The sequence below is a fragment of the Enterococcus sp. AZ104 genome (assembly GCF_050546705.1).
GTDB classification, from domain to species: domain Bacteria; phylum Bacillota; class Bacilli; order Lactobacillales; family Enterococcaceae; genus Enterococcus; species Enterococcus faecalis.
Genome location: NZ_CP172952.1, coordinates 623,954 through 642,399, shown reverse-complemented (window position 1 = coordinate 642,399; position 18,446 = coordinate 623,954). Strand labels below are relative to the sequence as shown.

Here is an 18,446-nt window from a genome sequence, read left to right as displayed (position 1 = left end):
CTAACTATTAAGATAATTCCCTGAACAAAAGTAGCTCCTTTTATTCCTGTTAAATTTAAATCACTTCTTCTTCCTCTTCGACTTCAGAGAAATGGAACTTAATCATTTCATTGACGAAAATTGGCACAAAGGATAGGAAAATTGCTAACATCCAATGATTTAAACTAATATGCACTAATCCAAATAGTTCTTGTGTGAATGGTAATAAAGCAATGGTTGTGGTAATTAGTAATGCTAAAACGACCATTTCAAAGAGCGACTTGTTGCTTGATAATTTTACACGGAAAACAGAGTTCGCACTACGAACATTAAAGACATGTAAGATAGAGGAATAAGCTAAGATTAAAAATGCCACTGTTTGTCCAACTTCATAGCTGTTTGAAACATAGGCTGAAACACCTGGTACAAAGGCACCTAGGTAAAAACCAAACAAAGTAATGACTGTGAACACTGCTGCATTAATCCCAATCTTTTGCCATAAGCCTCGTGCAAAAATCCCTTCGTTTTTAGGGATTGGTGCCTCATCCATAATTCCTTTTTCCGCTGGTTCTTTTCCTAATGCAAAACCAGGTAACCCATCTGCGACCACGTTAACAAACAACAGTTGAACTGCAGTAAATGGCGCACCCCAACCAAGTAACATGGCAATTAAAACAATAAAAATCTCAGAAATATTACAGCTTAATAAGAAGTTAATGGCTTTACGAATATTTCGGTACACGGCACGTCCTTGCGCAACCGCATCAACAATAGTTGCAAAGTTATCGTCCGTCAAAATCATATCTGAAGCGCCTTGGGCCACATCTGTTCCAGTAATCCCCATTGCGCAACCGACATCACTAGCTTTCAAAGCTGGCGCATCATTCACGCCATCTCCGGTCATTGCTACAACAGCGCCAGAACGTTGCCATGATTGAACAATTCGAATTTTATCTTCAGGGGTTACACGTGCATAAACGGATAAATCTTTAACCCGTTTATCTAATTCTTCATCACTCATTTTTTTCAGTTCTGAACCAGATAAGGCTTCACTTTTATCTTTTAAAATTCCTAATTCTTTAGCAATTGCACTGGCTGTTACCACGTGATCACCAGTAATCATGACTGTTTTAATTCCAGCTTTTTTCGCACGAGCAATGGCGCCCTTACTTTCTGGACGTGGTGGATCAATCATGCCAATTAAGCCTAACAAGCGAAGATTTTTTTCTAAAGCCTCTGATGTAATTTCCTTGGGTGGTTCATCATATACGGCATAACCGACAGCAATAACTCGTAACGCTCGTTTTCCGAAACGATCATTAACAATAGCCGCTTGATCGACATCTCCGAAACCAAAACGAGGTAGTAACACATCAAAGGCTCCTTTAGTAATTGAGATGTACTTTTTCCCCCATTGATGGACCGTAGTCATCATTTTTCGTTCTGAATCAAAGGGAATTTCACCAATACGAGGATATTTTTCTTCAAGTTCTTCTTTAGTATGATAATTTTCTTCGACAGCACGAACAATTGCCGCTTCTGTCGGATTCCCTGTAACAGTTAGTTCATCGCCTTCTTTTTCCACAATGACATCTGTACATAAAGCAGCCATTTTCAATACTTCCATGGCTTCATCGGTCATGGCATCTTCCGTATCCGTTACTTCATCACCACGATGCCATACTCGGCGGACACGCATTTTATTTTGTGTCAGTGTTCCTGTCTTATCAGAACAGATAACATTCGCAGTTCCTAGCGTTTCTACTGCTGGCAATCGACGAATAATCGCATGTTTCTTAGCCATTTTTTGAACACCATATGCTAAGGTTAACGTTACAATCACGGTTAGTGTTTCTGGTACAGCTGCCACCGCTAAGGAAACGGCTGTCATAAACATTTCAAGAAGCGGTTCTCCTTGCAGTTCACCAATAATGAAAACAATTGCTGCAGCCCCTAAGGCTAACAAACTAATACGTTTGCCTAATTGATTCAAGCGTTTTTGTAATGGTGTTTTTTGTTGATCGCTGTTATTCAGTAACCCAGCAATTTTACCCATTTCTGTATTCATTCCTGTTGCAGTTACTACTGCTCGTCCGCGGCCATTCACAACGGTACAGCCTTTGAAAATCATATTTATTTGATCTCCTAAGCCATCATCGTCATGCCCCACGTATGTAGGATCTTTTTCAACAGGTTCACTTTCACCTGTTAGTGCTGACTCTTCTACGCGCATTTGAGAAGCTTGAATAAGTCGTGCATCGGCTGTAATCATTGAACCAGCTTCAAGAACTAGAACATCTCCTACTACTAGTTCTTCAGCATCGACTTCGATTACCTTGCCATCTCGTAAGACTGCACTACTTTGCTTGTTCATGTCTTGTAAAGCCGCCAGAGATTTTTCAGCATTTCCTTCTTGAACAATGGCTAAAACAGCATTGATAATCACAATTGCAATAATTAAGATTCCTTCAAAATATTCGCCATGTTCTGTTACGATTGCTGTATAAAACGAAATTGCCGCAGCAACTAATAAAATAATCGTTGTAAAATCAGATAAACTGTGAATAAATTTCTTTAACACAGAATCCTTCTTAGCCTCTTCAAATTGATTGCGGCCATTTTCTTTCAGCCGTTGTTGGGCCTCTTGTTGTGTTAAACCAGTTTCAGTATTGACTGAAACTTCTTTTGTGACAGTATCGACAGATTGCTTGTAAGCTTCCATCCTATTCCCCCTCTAATTTTTTCTTCCTATATAATAGTGTCTCTATTAAATATAACATGATTTTTTTTGAACACGCAACTTTTTTCATCTTTGGCTTAGCGTTCTCTCATATATCCAGAAAAAACTGGTATTTTCGTTGTTGCTACAGCAATGTTTCTATTTGATTATGGGAATTTTATGAAAAAGGAAACGAATTCAGCCAAAAAGCAATGGACATTTTTTTCATTTTGTCTGATAAAAAAATAGTTTATTTCTATATATTCAACACAAAAACAACAAAAAATACAATGTTATTTAGTTCGCACAATTATTTATTTTACATGTTATAAAATAACCAGAAAAATATTATATTTAATCTTATTAATAAGAGTTATAACTTGCAAACGCTTCCAAAAAGTGCTATTCTTTAAGTGTAAGGAGGACATGCAAATCAATTGGTTGAAGATTTTCTCAGTAGATAAAAATCGGTAAACTCAAAGTTGTTAGAATTGCAAGATTCACCTGTAAACAATACGTGTAGAGTAATTGTTAGTGATAACTCGTATCGGAAAATAGGGAAAGGTTATAGAAGGATGGAGTTTCTATAAAGCATTTACCCTATCTGTTATCACCTAACGCAAGTTATCCACCATCCAAGCGTCGAAACTGTATGAAAACAAGGTTTTAGTTTCACCGCATCACGTTCACCTTTTGCTTTACATGTATCGCGAAATGTAAACACTTATTCAACCAATTGATGTCTTCCCGTTAACAAGGCCGAGCTTAAATTTAAGCTCGGTTTTTTCTTTTAGGCAATAAAATATATTTGTATCAAATAATCATATGTGTTATATTCAAGGTGCACATTCTATTTTATCTTCTTTTAAAGGAGGGAATGCTATGCGAAAAAAGAAAAAATCTTCGTTTGAAAGTTCAATTCATGTTTATCGTGCTATGGCTCGTATGACCCAGCAAGATTTGGCCAATCGAGTCGGTGTCTCTCGACAAACAATTATTCAACTGGAACGAAACAAGTACAATCCTTCATTACTTCTTGCGCATGACATCGCGAACGTCTTTGGCGTAACCATTGATGATGTGTTCACCTTCAAAGAAACACTGAATGACGATGTAGAACAAGAAGCCTAAACAGTATAAGCTGTACTTAACAAGACAATTTTTCTGATTGTACTTGGAGTTGCCGAGGTACAACTTAGTACCGGCAATACGAAGAAAGCACTTCTTCGTATTGTTGTTTCAATAATTAATCTTTTCTTACATAAAAAAAGAACGGCGCAACCGTGGTTGCGCCGTTCTTTTTATTCTAAGATTGTCTACTAAGCACTTTTGTCCTAGTAGCGTTTTGGTTTCTAACTTTATTATTTACAGGGGAAGAAAAAATAAAGCACACCTTTACTGTGATTCCAAAAATCACGTGTTTATCATAATATATTTTTGTTTCAATCCCAAGTATTCTGCTCACAAAGTGTCGCTTATTTAATAAACATTGCATCGCCAAAACTAAAGAAACGATATTTTTCCTCAATTGCATGTTGGTAAGCAGCCAATGTTAAGTCTTTTCCTGCAAAGGCACTTACAAGCATCACTAACGTAGATTTTGGTAAATGGAAGTTCGTTGAAAAAGCCTCTACGACTTTAAATTGATACCCTGGTGTGATAAAAATATCGGTCCAGCCACTGTCAGCCTGGATTTCACCATTAAATTTTGTGCCAATTGTTTCCAACGTACGAATAGAAGTTGTTCCAACCGCAACAATCCGACCGCCTGCTTGGCGTACTTCATTTAGTTGCTTAGCCGCTTCTTCAGTTAAACGATAGAATTCGCTATGCATATGATGTTCTTCTATATTATCAACGCTCACGGGACGGAATGTTCCTAAACCGACATGTAAAGTTAAATAAACGAGATGAACACCTTTTGCTTTGATCTCTTCTAATAGTTCTTTTGTAAAATGCAAACCCGCTGTTGGTGCTGCAGCTGAACCATTTTCTTCAGCATAAACCGTTTGATAACGATCTGGGTCATCTAGACGTTCTTTGATATATGGCGGCAATGGCATTTCTCCTAACGATTCTAAAATTTCTAAGAAAATACCATCATATTTAAATTCAATGATTCGACCACCATGTTCCAACTCTTCTTTAACCACCGCTTTTAGGCGACCATCGCCAAATTGAATTTCCGTGCCGACTTTTGCACGTTTCGCGGGTTTAATCAAGGTTTCCCATGTATCGCCTTCTGTATTTGTTAAAAGTAAAACTTCCAAATGACCGCCTGTTTCAGGTTTTTCTCCATATAAACGGGCCGGTAGTACCCGTGTGTTATTCATGACTAATGCATCCCCAGGCTGTAATTCATCAAGAATATCATGGAAATGTTTATCCTCCATGTCCCCTGTTTCTTTATTTACAACTAATAATCGTGAACTAGCGCGATCTTTTAGTGGGGTTTGAGCAATTAATTCTTCTGGTAAATCAAAATCAAAATCTTCTGTACTTAGCATTTCCGTCACTCTTTCTACTAGTTTTTATCTTGGTTATTCTAACACTTTTTCTTGTTTCTGGCTATGTCAGCCTTCTGAATCAAACTAAATAGTTGTCAAAAAATGTCAGAAGCACTATACTTACTTTAAGTAAGTATACATAGTTATTTAGAGGAGGAACTCAAAATGCATGCTCAATTTCATCATGTTTCACTATTAACGCGTCATGGTCAAGAAAACCAATCATTCTATACAAAATTGTTAGGCTTACGCTTTGTCAAAAATACCGTAAATCAAGACAACAATCGCATGCCTCATTATTTTTATGGCGATTATCAAGGCACACCGGGAAGCTTAGTAACTTTTTTTATCGTGCCCTTATTAGGCAACCGCTATGAAGAAAAAAATTATTTAGCCACGATTGGCTTAAAAATCCCCCAAAATAGCCTTTCCTTTTGGGAACAACGTTTAACAGAAAACAAAATTCCATTTAACAAAAAAGAAAAGAGCCTACATTTCAGTGATCCAGATGATACGCATATTATCCTGACAGAAGTTCCTGAAAATCCATTAAAAGAAACACTCGTTGTTTCTAACGACATTCCAGCAGCGGTTCAAATTATCGGTTTGGCCTCTACTGAATTTCATGTGCCAGATTCTGAAAAAACCTTGGCTTTTTTTGAAACATTTCTTGGTTGGCAAGCAGTTGGCAATACGATTATTTTAAGTGAGACGGAAAGCTTTTCTGTTCATCAAACAACGTCGGATAAAACAAGCCGAATGGGGCGTGGCAGTATGGATCATATTGCTTTTTCTGTGGCTGATGATGAAGCATTACAAGAACTACACACGCGCGCTTTAGCACAAGGCTGGGAAATTGAAATGTATGTAAGTCGTGGATATTTTAAAAGTTTATACATTCGTGAACCAGGCGGGAATCGGGTTGAATTTGCTACTTTGACTCCTGGTTTTACATTGGATGAGCCTCTGGAACATTTAGGGGAAACGTTGGCTTTACCGCCTTTTTTAGAACCAAAACGGACTGCAATCGAAGCCAACCTCTACAAAGACATGTAACCAACGCTTTAGAAAACAACGGAAGACGGACGTAATAATCGGTGACAAAATTACGTCCGTCTCTCTTCCCCTATGTTTGAATGTTTGAACAAGAGAATAAAAAATGACCTTCAGATTTTTCTGAACGTCATTGCACATTCCATAAAAAGCATCCTTCGTTCTTCCACTTCTTACTTCTTAAAAAAACTGGTAATTTTTTCAAAAATTCAGTAAAATAAAAGTGATCAATGGTTTCCATTGATTGAACGGGCAACTTGATGGTCCACTTGCACAGGTGACTATTCAAGGCTTCGTGATTTAGTTGCCGCTAAATCATGAAGCGCCTTTTTTTATTTTATTCCCTTGTTCTCTTTCCATTCTAATGAAAAACTCAGCTCCCGTCAACTTGCTACAAAGGACACTTTTCTTTGTTATAGCGGCTTTTTCCCCTTCTCAGAATACTCTTTTTAACATCTTGTTTCGTTCAGACAACTTTTACTAAACAATAGTTATCTTTTCTTTTTTTTAGAACGAATTAAAAAAATTTTACCGCCTTCTTTTTCCCATTAAAAATAGATTACATTTGTCGAAATCGCATTTTTATAGCATACTAGTAATAAGATACATTTTCAAAATATTTAGTTGAGGTGAGTAAGTTGATAGAATTTCAGCATGTATCAAAATTTTATAAAGGCGGAAAAGTCGCCGTTGATGACATTAATTTGTCTTTCGATAAAGGTGAATTTATCTGCTTCATCGGAACAAGTGGTAGTGGAAAAACAACATCAATGCGGATGCTTAACCGCATGACCGACCCTTCAAAAGGAAAAATTTTAATTGATGGCCAAGATATTCAAAAAATCAATCCTGTAGAGCTACGTCGCCAAATTGGCTATGTCATTCAAAATATCGGCTTGATGCCTCACATGACCATTCGTGAAAATATCGTTTTAGTGCCTAAATTATTAAAAGTACCTGTGGAAGAACGCAATAAGATAGCCGAAAAAATGATTGATTTGGTTGAGTTACCACGAGAAATGTTGGACCGCTATCCCAATGAACTTTCTGGGGGACAACAACAAAGAATCGGCGTTGTGCGGGCTTTAGCTGCCAATCAAGATATTATTCTAATGGATGAACCTTTTGGTGCTTTAGATCCTATCACCCGTGATTCATTACAAGATTTAGTGAAAGATTTGCAAGAACGTTTAGGAAAAACTATTGTCTTTGTTACCCATGATATGGATGAAGCGTTGAAATTAGCAAATAAAATTGCCATTATGAGCGAAGGCAAAGTAATTCAATTTGACACACCAGATAATATCTTACGTCATCCAGCCAATGAATTTGTAGAAGAACTCATCGGAGAAGATCGCTTATTACAAGCTAAACCTGATTTCACCACTGTTGATGAAGTCATGTTAAATTCAGCAATTACTATCACGCCGGAAAAATCTTTACAAGAAGCGATTAAATTGATGCGTGAAAAACGGGTTGATACCTTATTAGTTGTTGATAATTCCCATGTGCTTAAAGGCTTTATCGATGTTGAAACATTAGATCAGCAACGTGGCAAAGCTTCTAGTGTCGGTGATATCTTGAATAAAGATGTCTTCTTTGTTCAAAAAACCGCTCTTTTACGTGATGCTTTACAAAGAATCTTAAAACGTGGCTTAAAATATGTGCCAGTCGTTGATGAACAAAAACGAGTGGTGGGCATCTTAACACGTGCTTCCCTTGTTGACATTGTTTATGATGTTATCTGGGGCGATGAAACAACGATTAGTGAAGCTGTAGAAGCAAAACAAAGCGAGTCCGAAACTGATAAAGAGGAGGCGTAAGCAATGAGTAGCTTCTTTCAAGAATATGGATCAGAAATGATTTCAAAAAGTATTGAACATATTTATATTTCATTCTTTGCACTTTTATTAGGGGTCGCTATCGCTGTGCCCGTTGGCGTTTGGTTAACACGTTTGCCCAAAGTAGCCAATATTGTCATTGGTTTAACAAGTGCCTTACAAACGGTTCCTTCGTTGGCTTTATTAGCTTTGATGATTCCAATTTTTGGTGTCGGCAAAACACCCGCTATTATCGCGCTATTCATCTATTCCCTTCTACCTATTTTAAGAAACACGTATATCGGAATGAAAAATGTCGATGAAAATTACCGAGATGTTGCTAAAGGCATGGGCATGACCAATTTACAGTCTATTTTTAGTGTTGAATTACCCATTGCCATGCCAACAATTATGGCCGGCATTCGTTTAGCTGCTGTCTATGTCATTGCTTGGGCTACACTGGCTTCTTATATTGGTGCAGGTGGTCTTGGTGATATGATTTTCAGTGGATTAAATAACTATCAGCCAGAATTAATCTTTGGCGGGACTATTCCGGTAACTATTTTAGCGCTTTTAGCAGATGTTCTTCTTGGATTATTAGAAAATCGTTTAACGCCAAAAGCTTTAAGGGAGGGCGAATAATGATGAAAAAGAAACTCAAGTTAAGCTTACTCTTCTTAAGCAGTTTACTTTTATTGGCAGGTTGTTCTTTACCTGGTCTCGCTTCAACTTCTGATGATAACACTGTCGCCATTACAGGTGGGATTACTTCAGAAGCGCAGATTTTAGGGAGCATTGTAGCGGATATGGTTGAGCATTACACAGATAAAAAAACAAATGTGATTAACAACTTAGCCACTACTACCATCAATCACCAAGCAATGTTAAACGGAGATGCCTCAATTTCTGCAGCTCGTTATACTGGTACTGACGTGACTACTACGCTGGGCTTACCAGCGGAAAAAGACCCTAAAAAAGCGTTTAACCTAGTTCAATCAGAATTTGAAAAACGTTATCAACAAACTTGGTTCCCTTCATATGGGTTTGAAAATACTTATGTATTCTTAGTTACAAAAGAAACGGCTGAGAAATACAATTTAAAAACAGTCAGTGATTTAGGGAAAGTCGCAGACAAATTAGTTGCTGGTGTCGATACTGCGTGGATCACACGTGAAGGCGACGGTTATGAAGGCTTTAAAAAGGAATACAACTTCCAATTTAAATCTATTTTACCAATGCAAATTGGCTTGGTGTACGATGCAGTCAACGCTGGAAAAATGGACGTCATCTTAGGTTACTCAACAGACGGCCGGATTGGTAGTTACGATTTAGTCATGTTAAAAGATGACAAGCGCTTCTTCCCGCCTTATGATGCCGCTCCTGTGGTTAGTGACAAATTATTAAAAGAAACGCCGGAAATTAAAGATGTCTTAAATCGCTTAGATGGTAAAATTTCTACCAAAAAAATGCAAGAATTGAACTATCAAGCAGATAATGATTTAATTGAACCTGCTGTCGTAGCCGAACGTTTCTTAAAAGAAAATAACTATTTTGAGGGGGAGTAACAGATGAATAATATGAATTTATTCCAACAATTTATCTACTATTTCCAACAAAATGGCGGCTACGTCTTTCAACAATTTTTACGTCACTTTTTAATTTCGATTTATGGCGTAATCTTTGCTGCAATTGTCGGGATTCCTATTGGGATTATGATTTCACGTAAACGTAGCTTAGCCAACTGGATTATCCGTTTAGCGAACATTATCCAAACAGTACCAGCTTTGGCAATGCTTTCGATTTTAATGTTGGGAATGGGCTTAGGCGTCAACACGGTGGTTGTAACGGTCTTCCTTTATTCTCTCCTACCAATCATCAAAAATACGTACACTGGCATGATTCAAGTAGATCGCAATATTTTAGATGTTGGTAAAGGAATGGGTATGACAAAAGTACAACTTCTTTATATGGTCGAGTTACCTTTATCTGTTTCAGTAATCATGGCAGGTATTCGAAATGCGTTAGTCGTCGCAATCGGGATTACTGCGATTGGTGCTTTCGTTGGTGCTGGTGGTTTAGGGGATATTATTATTCGTGGAACCAATGCCACAGATGGTGCTTCTATCATTTTAGTCGGTGCCTTACCAACGGCCTTTATGGCGATTATCACAGATTGGGTTCTAGGGATTATTGAACGTCGTTTAGACCCAGCTAGCAAACATTCCAATTAATAAAAAATAAAGAGCAGATCCAACATTGTTTCTTTTCAATGGGATCTGTTTTTTTATCTAGGAGATTAATAATGTCTAACTATACTATTATCGATTTAAACCAACAACCACACTTAATTCCGTCAGCTGCTCAATGGTTTAGCCAAAAGTGGCAAATCCCCGCTGAAGCGTATCAAGCAAGTATGCAGGAAATGCTAACTAGCGAAAACCACGTACCATATTGGTGGGTCTGCTTGAATAAACAGCAGGACATCGTTGCAGGCGTGGGCGTAATTGATAATGACTTCCACAATCGTGCAGACCTTACACCAAACCTTTGTGCATTGTATGTCGAACCAACATTTCGTCACCAAGGCTTAGCAGGAATTCTTTTAACAACAGTTGGTGATTTTCTAGCTAATTCTGGATTTAAAAAGCTTTATTTGCTCACAGACCATACTACTTTTTATGAAAGATATGACTGGGAATTTTTGACAATGGTAACCACCGAAGAGCAGTCTTGCGCTAGAATTTATCAAAAACAATTACGTCAATAAAAAAATCTGCCATCAAAAGATGGCAGACTTTTTTTTATTTTTTCAAGTGATAACTATAGGTAGCCACAATAATATTTTCCCGCCACGCTAAACGAATCCGCAAGCGTAAACTTGTTTGGTTATGCAAAATATTTTGCCAACGTTTATTTGGTACAAATTGTGGTACTAAAACTGTTGTACTGTAGTTATGCTTCGTGGCATTTTTACTAACCAAATCAACATAACGTAAGATAGGGTTTTGCAGTGAACGATACGAAGAATGGACAATTGATAGACGAACGTCCGGGAAGTGTTTTTTAAACTCTTCCTGAATTTCTTTTTCCTTCTCAACGTTTTCATCCATTGAGACATGCATAGCAACAACATAATCACCAATGGAACGCGCATAGTTCAAGGCGCCGACATTTGCCTTGGTTACGTTCCCTACTAAAACAATAACTGTATTCCCATCAAACTCATGCAACTGTGCCCCATCTTCTAAACGTAGCTGTTCCGCCACATTTTTATAGTGAGTGTTGACCCGATAAAATGCATAAATCAACACCGGCATAATAATAAAGAATGGCCAGATGTCCCCTAATCGATAAATAAACAAAATGGCGATAATCGCGAAAGAGATAAAGGCGCCGACAATGTTAGCAATTGATTTTGGCAACCAATTTTTAGTTTCTTTTCGCCATTTTACAACCATCCCCGATTGAGACAAAGCAAACGGAATAAACACACCAATTGAATACAATGGGATTAAACGTTCTGTGGAACCTTGGAAAATCAATAATAAAACAATGGAACCAGCAGCTAAAGTTAAAATACCGTTTGAATAGCCTAAACGGTCGCCACGATCCATATACATATGCGGCATAAACTTATCTTTGGCTAAGTTATAAGCCAAAACTGGAAAGGCTGAGAATCCTGTGTTAGCGGCAACCGCTAAAATTAAGGCTGTCGCAAACTGTAATAAATAATATAAAATATTTTGACCAAAGACCGCTTTCCCAATTTGTGAAAGAACTGTCACTTCTTCTTTTGGCACAATCCCATACCAATAGTTAATAAACGTAATCCCCACGAAGAAGAACCCTAAAATCGTTGCCATTAACGCTAACGTCCCAGCAGCATTTTTTGCTCGTGGTTTCTTAAAGAATGGCACTGCATTACTGATTGCTTCGACCCCTGTTAAGGAAGAAGAACCAGATGAAAACGCCCGTAAAACCAAGGCAATAGAAATTCCTGGAACCACGGCTCCTGGTAAAGCTGTCGCATTCAATGGCTGTGCGCCAGTCACAATTTTAAATAGCCCAACAACAATCAGTAAGGTAATAATTGCGATAAAACTATACACTGGCAACATTAAGAACGAGGCAGATTCTCGCAGGCCTCTCAAGTTCATTAAGGTAATCAATATCACAATCCCAATAGAAATTGCTACTTGATGACCATATAACGCTGGAATCGCCGATATAATCGCCTCTGCACCCGCTGAAACTGAAACGGCTACTGTTAGCATATAATCGACTAACAACGAACCACCAGCCAATAAACCGGCATTTCTGCCGAGGTTTTCACTACTAACAACGTATGCGCCGCCGCCATGCGGATACGCATGAATAATTTGTCGGTACGACAATGTTAAAGAAATAAGTAAAATAATAACAAATGCAGCAATTGGCAATGAATACCAAATCGCAGCCGCCGACAAAGTAACCAGAACCACCACTATTTGTTCTGTACCATACGCAATGGATGAAAGTGCATCAGAAGATAACAACGCAAGCGCTGCAAATCTGCTTAATTTATGTTCATCATTTTCGGCTGATTTCAATGGTTTCCCAATGAACAGTCGTTTTAAATCCGCCATTTTTTTCTACTCCTTTTCTCTAGAGTGACCCGCTCACTTTTTTCATTATTTTTTATCAAACAAATCCATATGCTACGCTTCTCACAATGAAAAGTCAATTGATTTTTGTTACTGAAAAAGATAAAAAAATCACCATCTTTTTTTAATCAGACGCTCATTTACAGTCCCCCGCTTCCTTTATCTTATCAAGAGAATCCAGATAACAAAAGGATTTGCATTCTCTAAACAAAAAAGCGAGAGCTAAAAGTCTATTTGACCTTTTGGCTCACGCTTAAAAACTTAGTTAATTATTCCCTTTTATTGTAACAAGTACGTATGATCGAAGGTAATTTCCACTTTATAACGACCAATTTTTTCATAAACTTGCCGCTGAATTTCCACACCCAGTTCAAATTCAGATAATTTTGATTCTGTAGGCAAAACCAAGTCGAACAAAATCTTCGGCTCTTCGCCATGGGTAACTAAGCGGATATCATGAACTTTTAAAGACGCATCAAAAGAACGAATAATCTTTTTGATTGTTTGATGAACAAATTGTTGTGTTGGGTCATACAAATTCACTGGATCAATATGACAAACAAGATTAACATCCAACTCTTCTTTAAACTTCGCTTCAATCGCATCGATTGTCTGATGGGCTTTATTTAAATCCCAGCGATCATCAATTTCAATGTGAACAGACGCAAACGTTTGGCTGGGACCATAATTATGAATCAGTAAATCGTGATATCCTACAATTGTTTCCATTTTTGATAAGACATTTTTCATTTCATCAATTTCTGTTTGGCTCGGACGCATGCCCATCAACTCATTAATAAATTCGCGAATTAACTGCAAGCCACTATAAATAATATATGCAGCAATTAAAAAACCAATATATCCATCAATTCGCAAACCAGTGACGCCTTCAATAAATGCAGAAACCAAAACAGCTAATGTAGTATAAACATCATTAAAGCTGTCCTTAGCAGAAGCAACTAATGCTTGAGAATCAATTTTTGCTGATACTTTTTTGTAAAACAGCCCTTGCCAAATTTTAATCCCAATTGATAAAGCTAAAACAGCAAATAAAATGGGTGTCACCTTGATTGATTCTGGATGCAGGATACGATCCACGGAGGTCGTTAGAAACTCAAACCCAATAAACGTAATCACTAATGATACAAGCATTCCACTAATATATTCAAAACGTTCATGGCCATAGGGATGTTCTTTATCCGCTGGCTTACCAGCAATATAAAAACCGACTAATGTTAAAACTGAAGAAATAGTATCGGACAAGCTATTAATGGCATCTGCCATGATTGAAACACTACCTGAAAGCAAGCCAATCATAAATTTACTAACGAATAAAAATAAATTAGAAACAAGCCCAATCCGCCCGGCAAAAGCACCGAATGCTGTTCGTTTTTCCAATTTACGACGTTCAATTTTTTTCTCATATCGTTGAAGCAATGCTTGAATCATTTTACAACCCCTACCCACTTTTTATTTCTTAAAAAAACACTATAAAACCTTTTTATACATTTGTACACAAAAAACCTCACTTTCTGAGGGAGATTTTATTATTTAGCATTGCCAAAAAGTCAAAAGCAAGAGCCCCCAAAACTTCTTTGTTAGGGTTACCTTGAAAATAAAGAAAAACAAAAAGCCGAAAACGCTAGAGACGTTTTCAGCTTTTTGTTTTTTAATGGAATAAATGGCTCTTTTGTGCTAAAGCCGCAAATTTTTTCGATCTGTGTTCCAGATGTGGATAAAGAATTGCACCGCCAATACTAAAGACGACTGAAATCCCCACCATAATCCAAATGGCAAACCAAGCATTTGGCCAGTAAATGCCTCCTGCTGATTCCCTTAGCAAGTTCACGGCATGCGTAAACGGCAAGAACGGATTAATCATTTGGAAGAATTTACCTGAGACTTGAATTGGGTAGTTCCCACCCCCACCAGAGATGGATAGTACCAAGATTATTATCGCAATTCCTTTCCCTACATTGCCAAAGAGAGCAACAAGCACATAAACCATTATCATAAACGTAATGGCAATCAATACCGCAAACCAGACACTATACGCTGGATTACGAACATCTACGCCTAACGCAAAGTAATTACCTAAGGTTACAATCAGTGCTTGACCAATCCCCATGACAATGAAGGTAAACATCCGTGCTGAAAATTGTTCCCGTTTAGAAAAGCGTTTTTTATCTTTTCCTTCAAGATAAACATCTGTTGTCGCAACACTTGAGAATAACACAGCGCCAACCCATAAACACAAAGCTGTATAGAATGGGGTACTTGCCGAACCATTATTAGCAATCGGATAAACAGCATGTTCTTTGACTTCAACTGGTTGTGTAAAGAAGTCACTTTCTTTATTGGCATCTAATTTTAGTAATTTAAGAATTTCGCCTAAATCAACTTCTTTTTCACCTTTACGGATTGCATTCGCTGCTTTGTGTAATCCTGTTTTGATATTTGGCCAATCATTAATAATTAGTTCGTTGGCTTTGTCTAAGGCCGCTTCAACATCTGGCATTTTCTCATTGACTGTTTTCAAGGTATTCGTTAAATCTTTTCGGATACCTGGATAGTCATTTTGCATAAAGGCTGCCGCTTTGCTGACTTTATCTTGAATGACTGGTAAATCGTTTTTATACAAATCAGCACCACGATTAATGCCATTGACAATGGTTTCCATATTGCCATTCAACATCGTATTCGCATCATGAATTTCTTGTTTAATTGCCGGCATTTCGGCTTGATATTTTTCTAATAAAGAAATCGCATTAGTGACCGTTTGACTTGTTGAACTCAATAACCCTTCAAAGTCAATTTGTTGTGCTTTGTTTAGTTGACCTTGAGCGTTTTGGATGGTACTAGTTAGTTTGTTTAAAATGGTTGAAACGGTATTACTAATTCCGTTTACATCAACACTGCCCACAATACTAGAAATATTAGTTGCCATTTCGTCAATCTCATTTAAATAATTTTGTACTCCAGAGATATCACCCGCTTGGACTAAAGCATTTAATTGATTCAAGCGATTGCTAAAATCTGTTAATAAATCATTTACATGGCTTAATTGAGCAATCGCACCATCTAAGTCATGATTACCAGCATTTTCTTGGAGTTGTTTCATAAACGCAATAATGTCGTTAATTGCTTGCTGTTGCCGTTGGATATTAGTTGTGAAATCTTGTACTACTTCATTAATATGTTGTTTTTCTTCTGGCGTTAACTGTCCATCATCTAACGCTTGACGAATAGTCGCGACTACAGAAGTTGTTGTTGTAGCAACTTGCTGGATAGATTTCAAAGTCACTTCAACGCTATTCGTAATGCTTGGTAACGCCTCTTGCAATTTATTGGCGCCATCTAATGTGACATTCCCTAAATCATTGGCTTGATCACCTAGTTTACGAATATCTGGTAACGCCGTTTGGACTTGTTGAATGATTTCTAATCCTTGTTTTGCTTCTTGGATTCCTTCGCTCATTGTTTGTTCCACAGAGGCAAAGTCTTCATCAATCATAGCAATTTGTCGGCCAGCGTTTTGAATTTCTGGAATTTTTTCTTGTAACGTCAAAATAACACTAGCTTGTTCTTTGATGCTTGGCATTTTGCCATTTAGCTCAACAATCTTCTCTCCTAAAGCATCAACTTCAGGTAAATATTTCATCGCATCGTTGGCTTTCGCTAATTTTTCTTTTAGCTCAGGCATCTTACCATGTAAGTCTGTGACTTGTTTTGCATACGTATCAATGGTTCCAATGTTGGCATCTGTATCTAAAATCATGCTCTTAACTTTTTGAATGCTAACCATGTTTTTATCAATATCATAGCCAATATCATTAAATGTTTTGATTAACGTACTACTTGCCGTTTTAATGAATTCTTCCGAAATTTGTGACTGAATGGAAGAAGCGCCTTTTGACGTAATTTTCGGCGCAATTGCATTAATTTTTTCATTGATTGAGTATTCAATTTTAGGTTTATTGATGTCACCAGAAGTAAAACTTAGCAAATCTTTGGAAAAATCTTTAGGTAAATAAATCCCGGCAAAATATTTTCCTGATTGGACCCCTTTGTCTAATTCCTTTTTCGAATCAACAAAACGCCAACCTAATTGCTTGTTTTTCTTCAAGTTTTTCAAGACTTCATCACCAATATTGACCGATTTATCTTGAAAAGTTGCTGTTTGGTCATCACTATAGACCGCTATTGGTAACTCTCCTGTATTTGAATACGGATCCCATAGTGCTTTAATGTTAAACCATGCATATAATGATGGAATAATCATTAAGGCAACAATCAAAAATGTTGCTACTGGGTTTTTAAAAATTCTTTTCCAATCTAAAATAAATAGTTCCCATGTATTTTTTATATGTTTCATAAAATCACCTGCTTTTTTTTGTGCCTGAATAACTTTAGCATAAAATACAAGAGAATAACAAACAAAAGCTTGAATGTTACGACACATTTTTAAAATGTCGTAAGTTCAAGCTAAGATTGTTTATTTCATATTTTTAGAAAATTCCGAAACGACTTGTTTAACTTCATCAATGGCTTCTGGTTTTAAATAAGCCAAAAGTTTTGGTGCTTTTGTCATCAAGTACATTTTATCTAATTTGCCTGTTTGTTGGCGTTCAAACATTTCTGCAAGTAGCGCTTGCATTTTTTCTTTTTTATCTTCTTTTGTTCGATCTAGTATGAACGTTAAGAATTGTTCTTGTCCTTCTTTCATTCCCTATCCCTCCTTACAAACGGATTCTTTTCTATTATAAAACTTCTTTTTTAGAAAGGATAGTCCTTTTTTTAGGATCTATGATTTTGTGTACAGACTTAGCATGTCTTTTTTGGCGGATAAAGGTAAGCCGAGTCCCTCTTTTAAATAGCCCTCTACCGAACCAAATTCTTTTTCAATCGCCTGTAAAGCGGTCGCTAAGTACTCTTTTTTCACATAAAGCAGCGTTTCTAATTGTTGAATTTCTGCTGGAGGCGTTCCATTTGCTTGATATTGCGCAATAATTTGCTCGTTAGCGGTTTTTCTTTGCTCGTTCGTCTTTAAATAATCTTCTAAAATATAAGAATGTTCCACACCTAAAGCACTTAATATCAAGGCTGCGCCGATTCCTGTTCGATCTTTTCCTGCGAAACAATGAAATAAAATAGCTTCCTGTGGATAACTTAAAAAGTTTTCAAAAAATGTTTGGTAACCTTTGCGCCCCGAATTGGAAAGAACCATTTCTTTATAAGCCATGTCCATTGCTTCATCGGGTGAACCAACCGTTTTAAGCATTCCTTCTAATGAAGCAGTCTGCGCCTGAATATCGGCCAAAATATCTATATGTAGATAGTTGGTTCCTTGAATTGAATCATCTGGTCGTTCTTGCGTTTCCGCTGCACTTCTAAAATCATAGATTCGTTTAATTTGATAGTCCTCTACCAGTTTCTGTTGATCCGCTTGTGCAACATTGACGAGTTCACCACTCCGAAAAAAATGCCCTGTCTTGACAACTGTGCCTTGTTGCGTTGGAAATCCTCCAATATCTCTAAAGTTCACCACGCTGTTCATGTTCTATCGCTCCTTCATTTTAATTATTTTGTTATCATTTAAATACTTTGTTTTTTCTTTTTATTTCTTTTTCTCAACGATAATAAAAAACACCTCAAAAAACAATCTTTTTATCAGTTGTTTATTGCCATTTTATCATAGATACAGTATTCTTAAAAGAGAGGTGAG

The 18,446-nt window shown here is 37.1% G+C and carries 14 protein-coding genes; 7 read left to right on the top strand and 7 right to left on the bottom strand.

Translation table 11 applies throughout. The annotated features are described in order from the left end of the window. Positions 1-55 precede the first annotated feature (55 nt). Complete coding sequence (locus tag IGJ37_RS03130; RefSeq protein WP_002355749.1) at positions 56-2,701, bottom strand: calcium-translocating P-type ATPase, PMCA-type; 2,646 nt, start codon at positions 2,699-2,701, stop codon at positions 56-58. An 822-nt stretch (positions 2,702-3,523) separates the two neighbouring features. Here IGJ37_RS03130 and IGJ37_RS03125 point away from each other — a divergent pair. Beyond that, positions 3,524-3,829, top strand: coding sequence for a helix-turn-helix transcriptional regulator (locus IGJ37_RS03125; RefSeq protein ID WP_002355748.1), 306 nt, complete (start codon positions 3,524-3,526; stop codon positions 3,827-3,829). 344 nt (positions 3,830-4,173) lie between these two features. Here the strand turns inward: IGJ37_RS03125 and queA are convergent, their stop codons facing one another. After that, a complete protein-coding gene (gene queA, locus IGJ37_RS03120; protein ID WP_002355747.1) occupies positions 4,174-5,205 on the bottom strand; it encodes a tRNA preQ1(34) S-adenosylmethionine ribosyltransferase-isomerase QueA in 1,032 nt (343 codons plus the stop codon). A 165-nt stretch (positions 5,206-5,370) separates the two neighbouring features. Here queA and IGJ37_RS03115 point away from each other — a divergent pair, with 165 nt between their 5' ends. The 6 genes from IGJ37_RS03115 (at position 5,371) to IGJ37_RS03090 (ending at position 10,845) form a co-directional block, all read left to right on the top strand. Beyond that, a complete protein-coding gene (locus IGJ37_RS03115) occupies positions 5,371-6,261 on the top strand; it encodes a ring-cleaving dioxygenase (RefSeq protein WP_325815011.1) in 891 nt (296 codons plus the stop codon). A gap of 626 nt (positions 6,262-6,887) precedes the next feature. After that, entirely contained in the window at positions 6,888-8,081 is a 1,194-nt protein-coding gene (locus IGJ37_RS03110; protein ID WP_002355745.1) for a betaine/proline/choline family ABC transporter ATP-binding protein, read from the top strand. Between the two features lie 3 nt (positions 8,082-8,084). Next, on the top strand, positions 8,085-8,720 hold the full coding sequence (locus tag IGJ37_RS03105) for an ABC transporter permease (RefSeq protein ID WP_002355744.1): 636 nt from the start codon (positions 8,085-8,087) through the stop codon (positions 8,718-8,720). Between the two features lie 2 nt (positions 8,721-8,722). Beyond that, positions 8,723-9,643 (top strand): osmoprotectant ABC transporter substrate-binding protein, encoded by a 921-nt coding sequence (locus tag IGJ37_RS03100; protein ID WP_002355743.1) that lies wholly within the window; start codon positions 8,723-8,725, stop codon positions 9,641-9,643. Between the two features lie 3 nt (positions 9,644-9,646). Beyond that, entirely contained in the window at positions 9,647-10,309 is a 663-nt protein-coding gene (locus IGJ37_RS03095; protein ID WP_002363261.1) for an ABC transporter permease, read from the top strand. A 71-nt stretch (positions 10,310-10,380) separates the two neighbouring features. Beyond that, positions 10,381-10,845: a GNAT family N-acetyltransferase gene (locus tag IGJ37_RS03090; RefSeq protein ID WP_202229711.1), complete on the top strand. Its 465-nt coding sequence runs from the start codon at positions 10,381-10,383 to the stop codon at positions 10,843-10,845. A gap of 34 nt (positions 10,846-10,879) precedes the next feature. On the opposite strand, the gene IGJ37_RS03085 is transcribed toward IGJ37_RS03090, so the two are convergent. The 5 genes from IGJ37_RS03085 to IGJ37_RS03065 form a co-directional block, all read right to left on the bottom strand. Beyond that, positions 10,880-12,703 (bottom strand): APC family permease, encoded by a 1,824-nt coding sequence (locus IGJ37_RS03085; RefSeq protein ID WP_002379167.1) that lies wholly within the window; start codon positions 12,701-12,703, stop codon positions 10,880-10,882. Between the two features lie 297 nt (positions 12,704-13,000). Beyond that, positions 13,001-14,170, bottom strand: a complete 1,170-nt coding sequence (locus IGJ37_RS03080) for a cation diffusion facilitator family transporter (protein WP_002391646.1) — start codon at positions 14,168-14,170, stop codon at positions 13,001-13,003. Positions 14,171-14,390: 220 nt separating this feature from the next. Beyond that, a complete protein-coding gene (locus IGJ37_RS03075) occupies positions 14,391-17,096 on the bottom strand; it encodes a YhgE/Pip domain-containing protein (RefSeq protein ID WP_002355738.1) in 2,706 nt (901 codons plus the stop codon). Between the two features lie 120 nt (positions 17,097-17,216). Further along, positions 17,217-17,447, bottom strand: coding sequence for a hypothetical protein (locus IGJ37_RS03070; RefSeq protein WP_002355737.1), 231 nt, complete (start codon positions 17,445-17,447; stop codon positions 17,217-17,219). 78 nt (positions 17,448-17,525) lie between these two features. Further along, positions 17,526-18,278: a tyrosine-protein phosphatase gene (locus tag IGJ37_RS03065; protein WP_002355736.1), complete on the bottom strand. Its 753-nt coding sequence runs from the start codon at positions 18,276-18,278 to the stop codon at positions 17,526-17,528. Positions 18,279-18,446 lie beyond the last annotated feature (168 nt).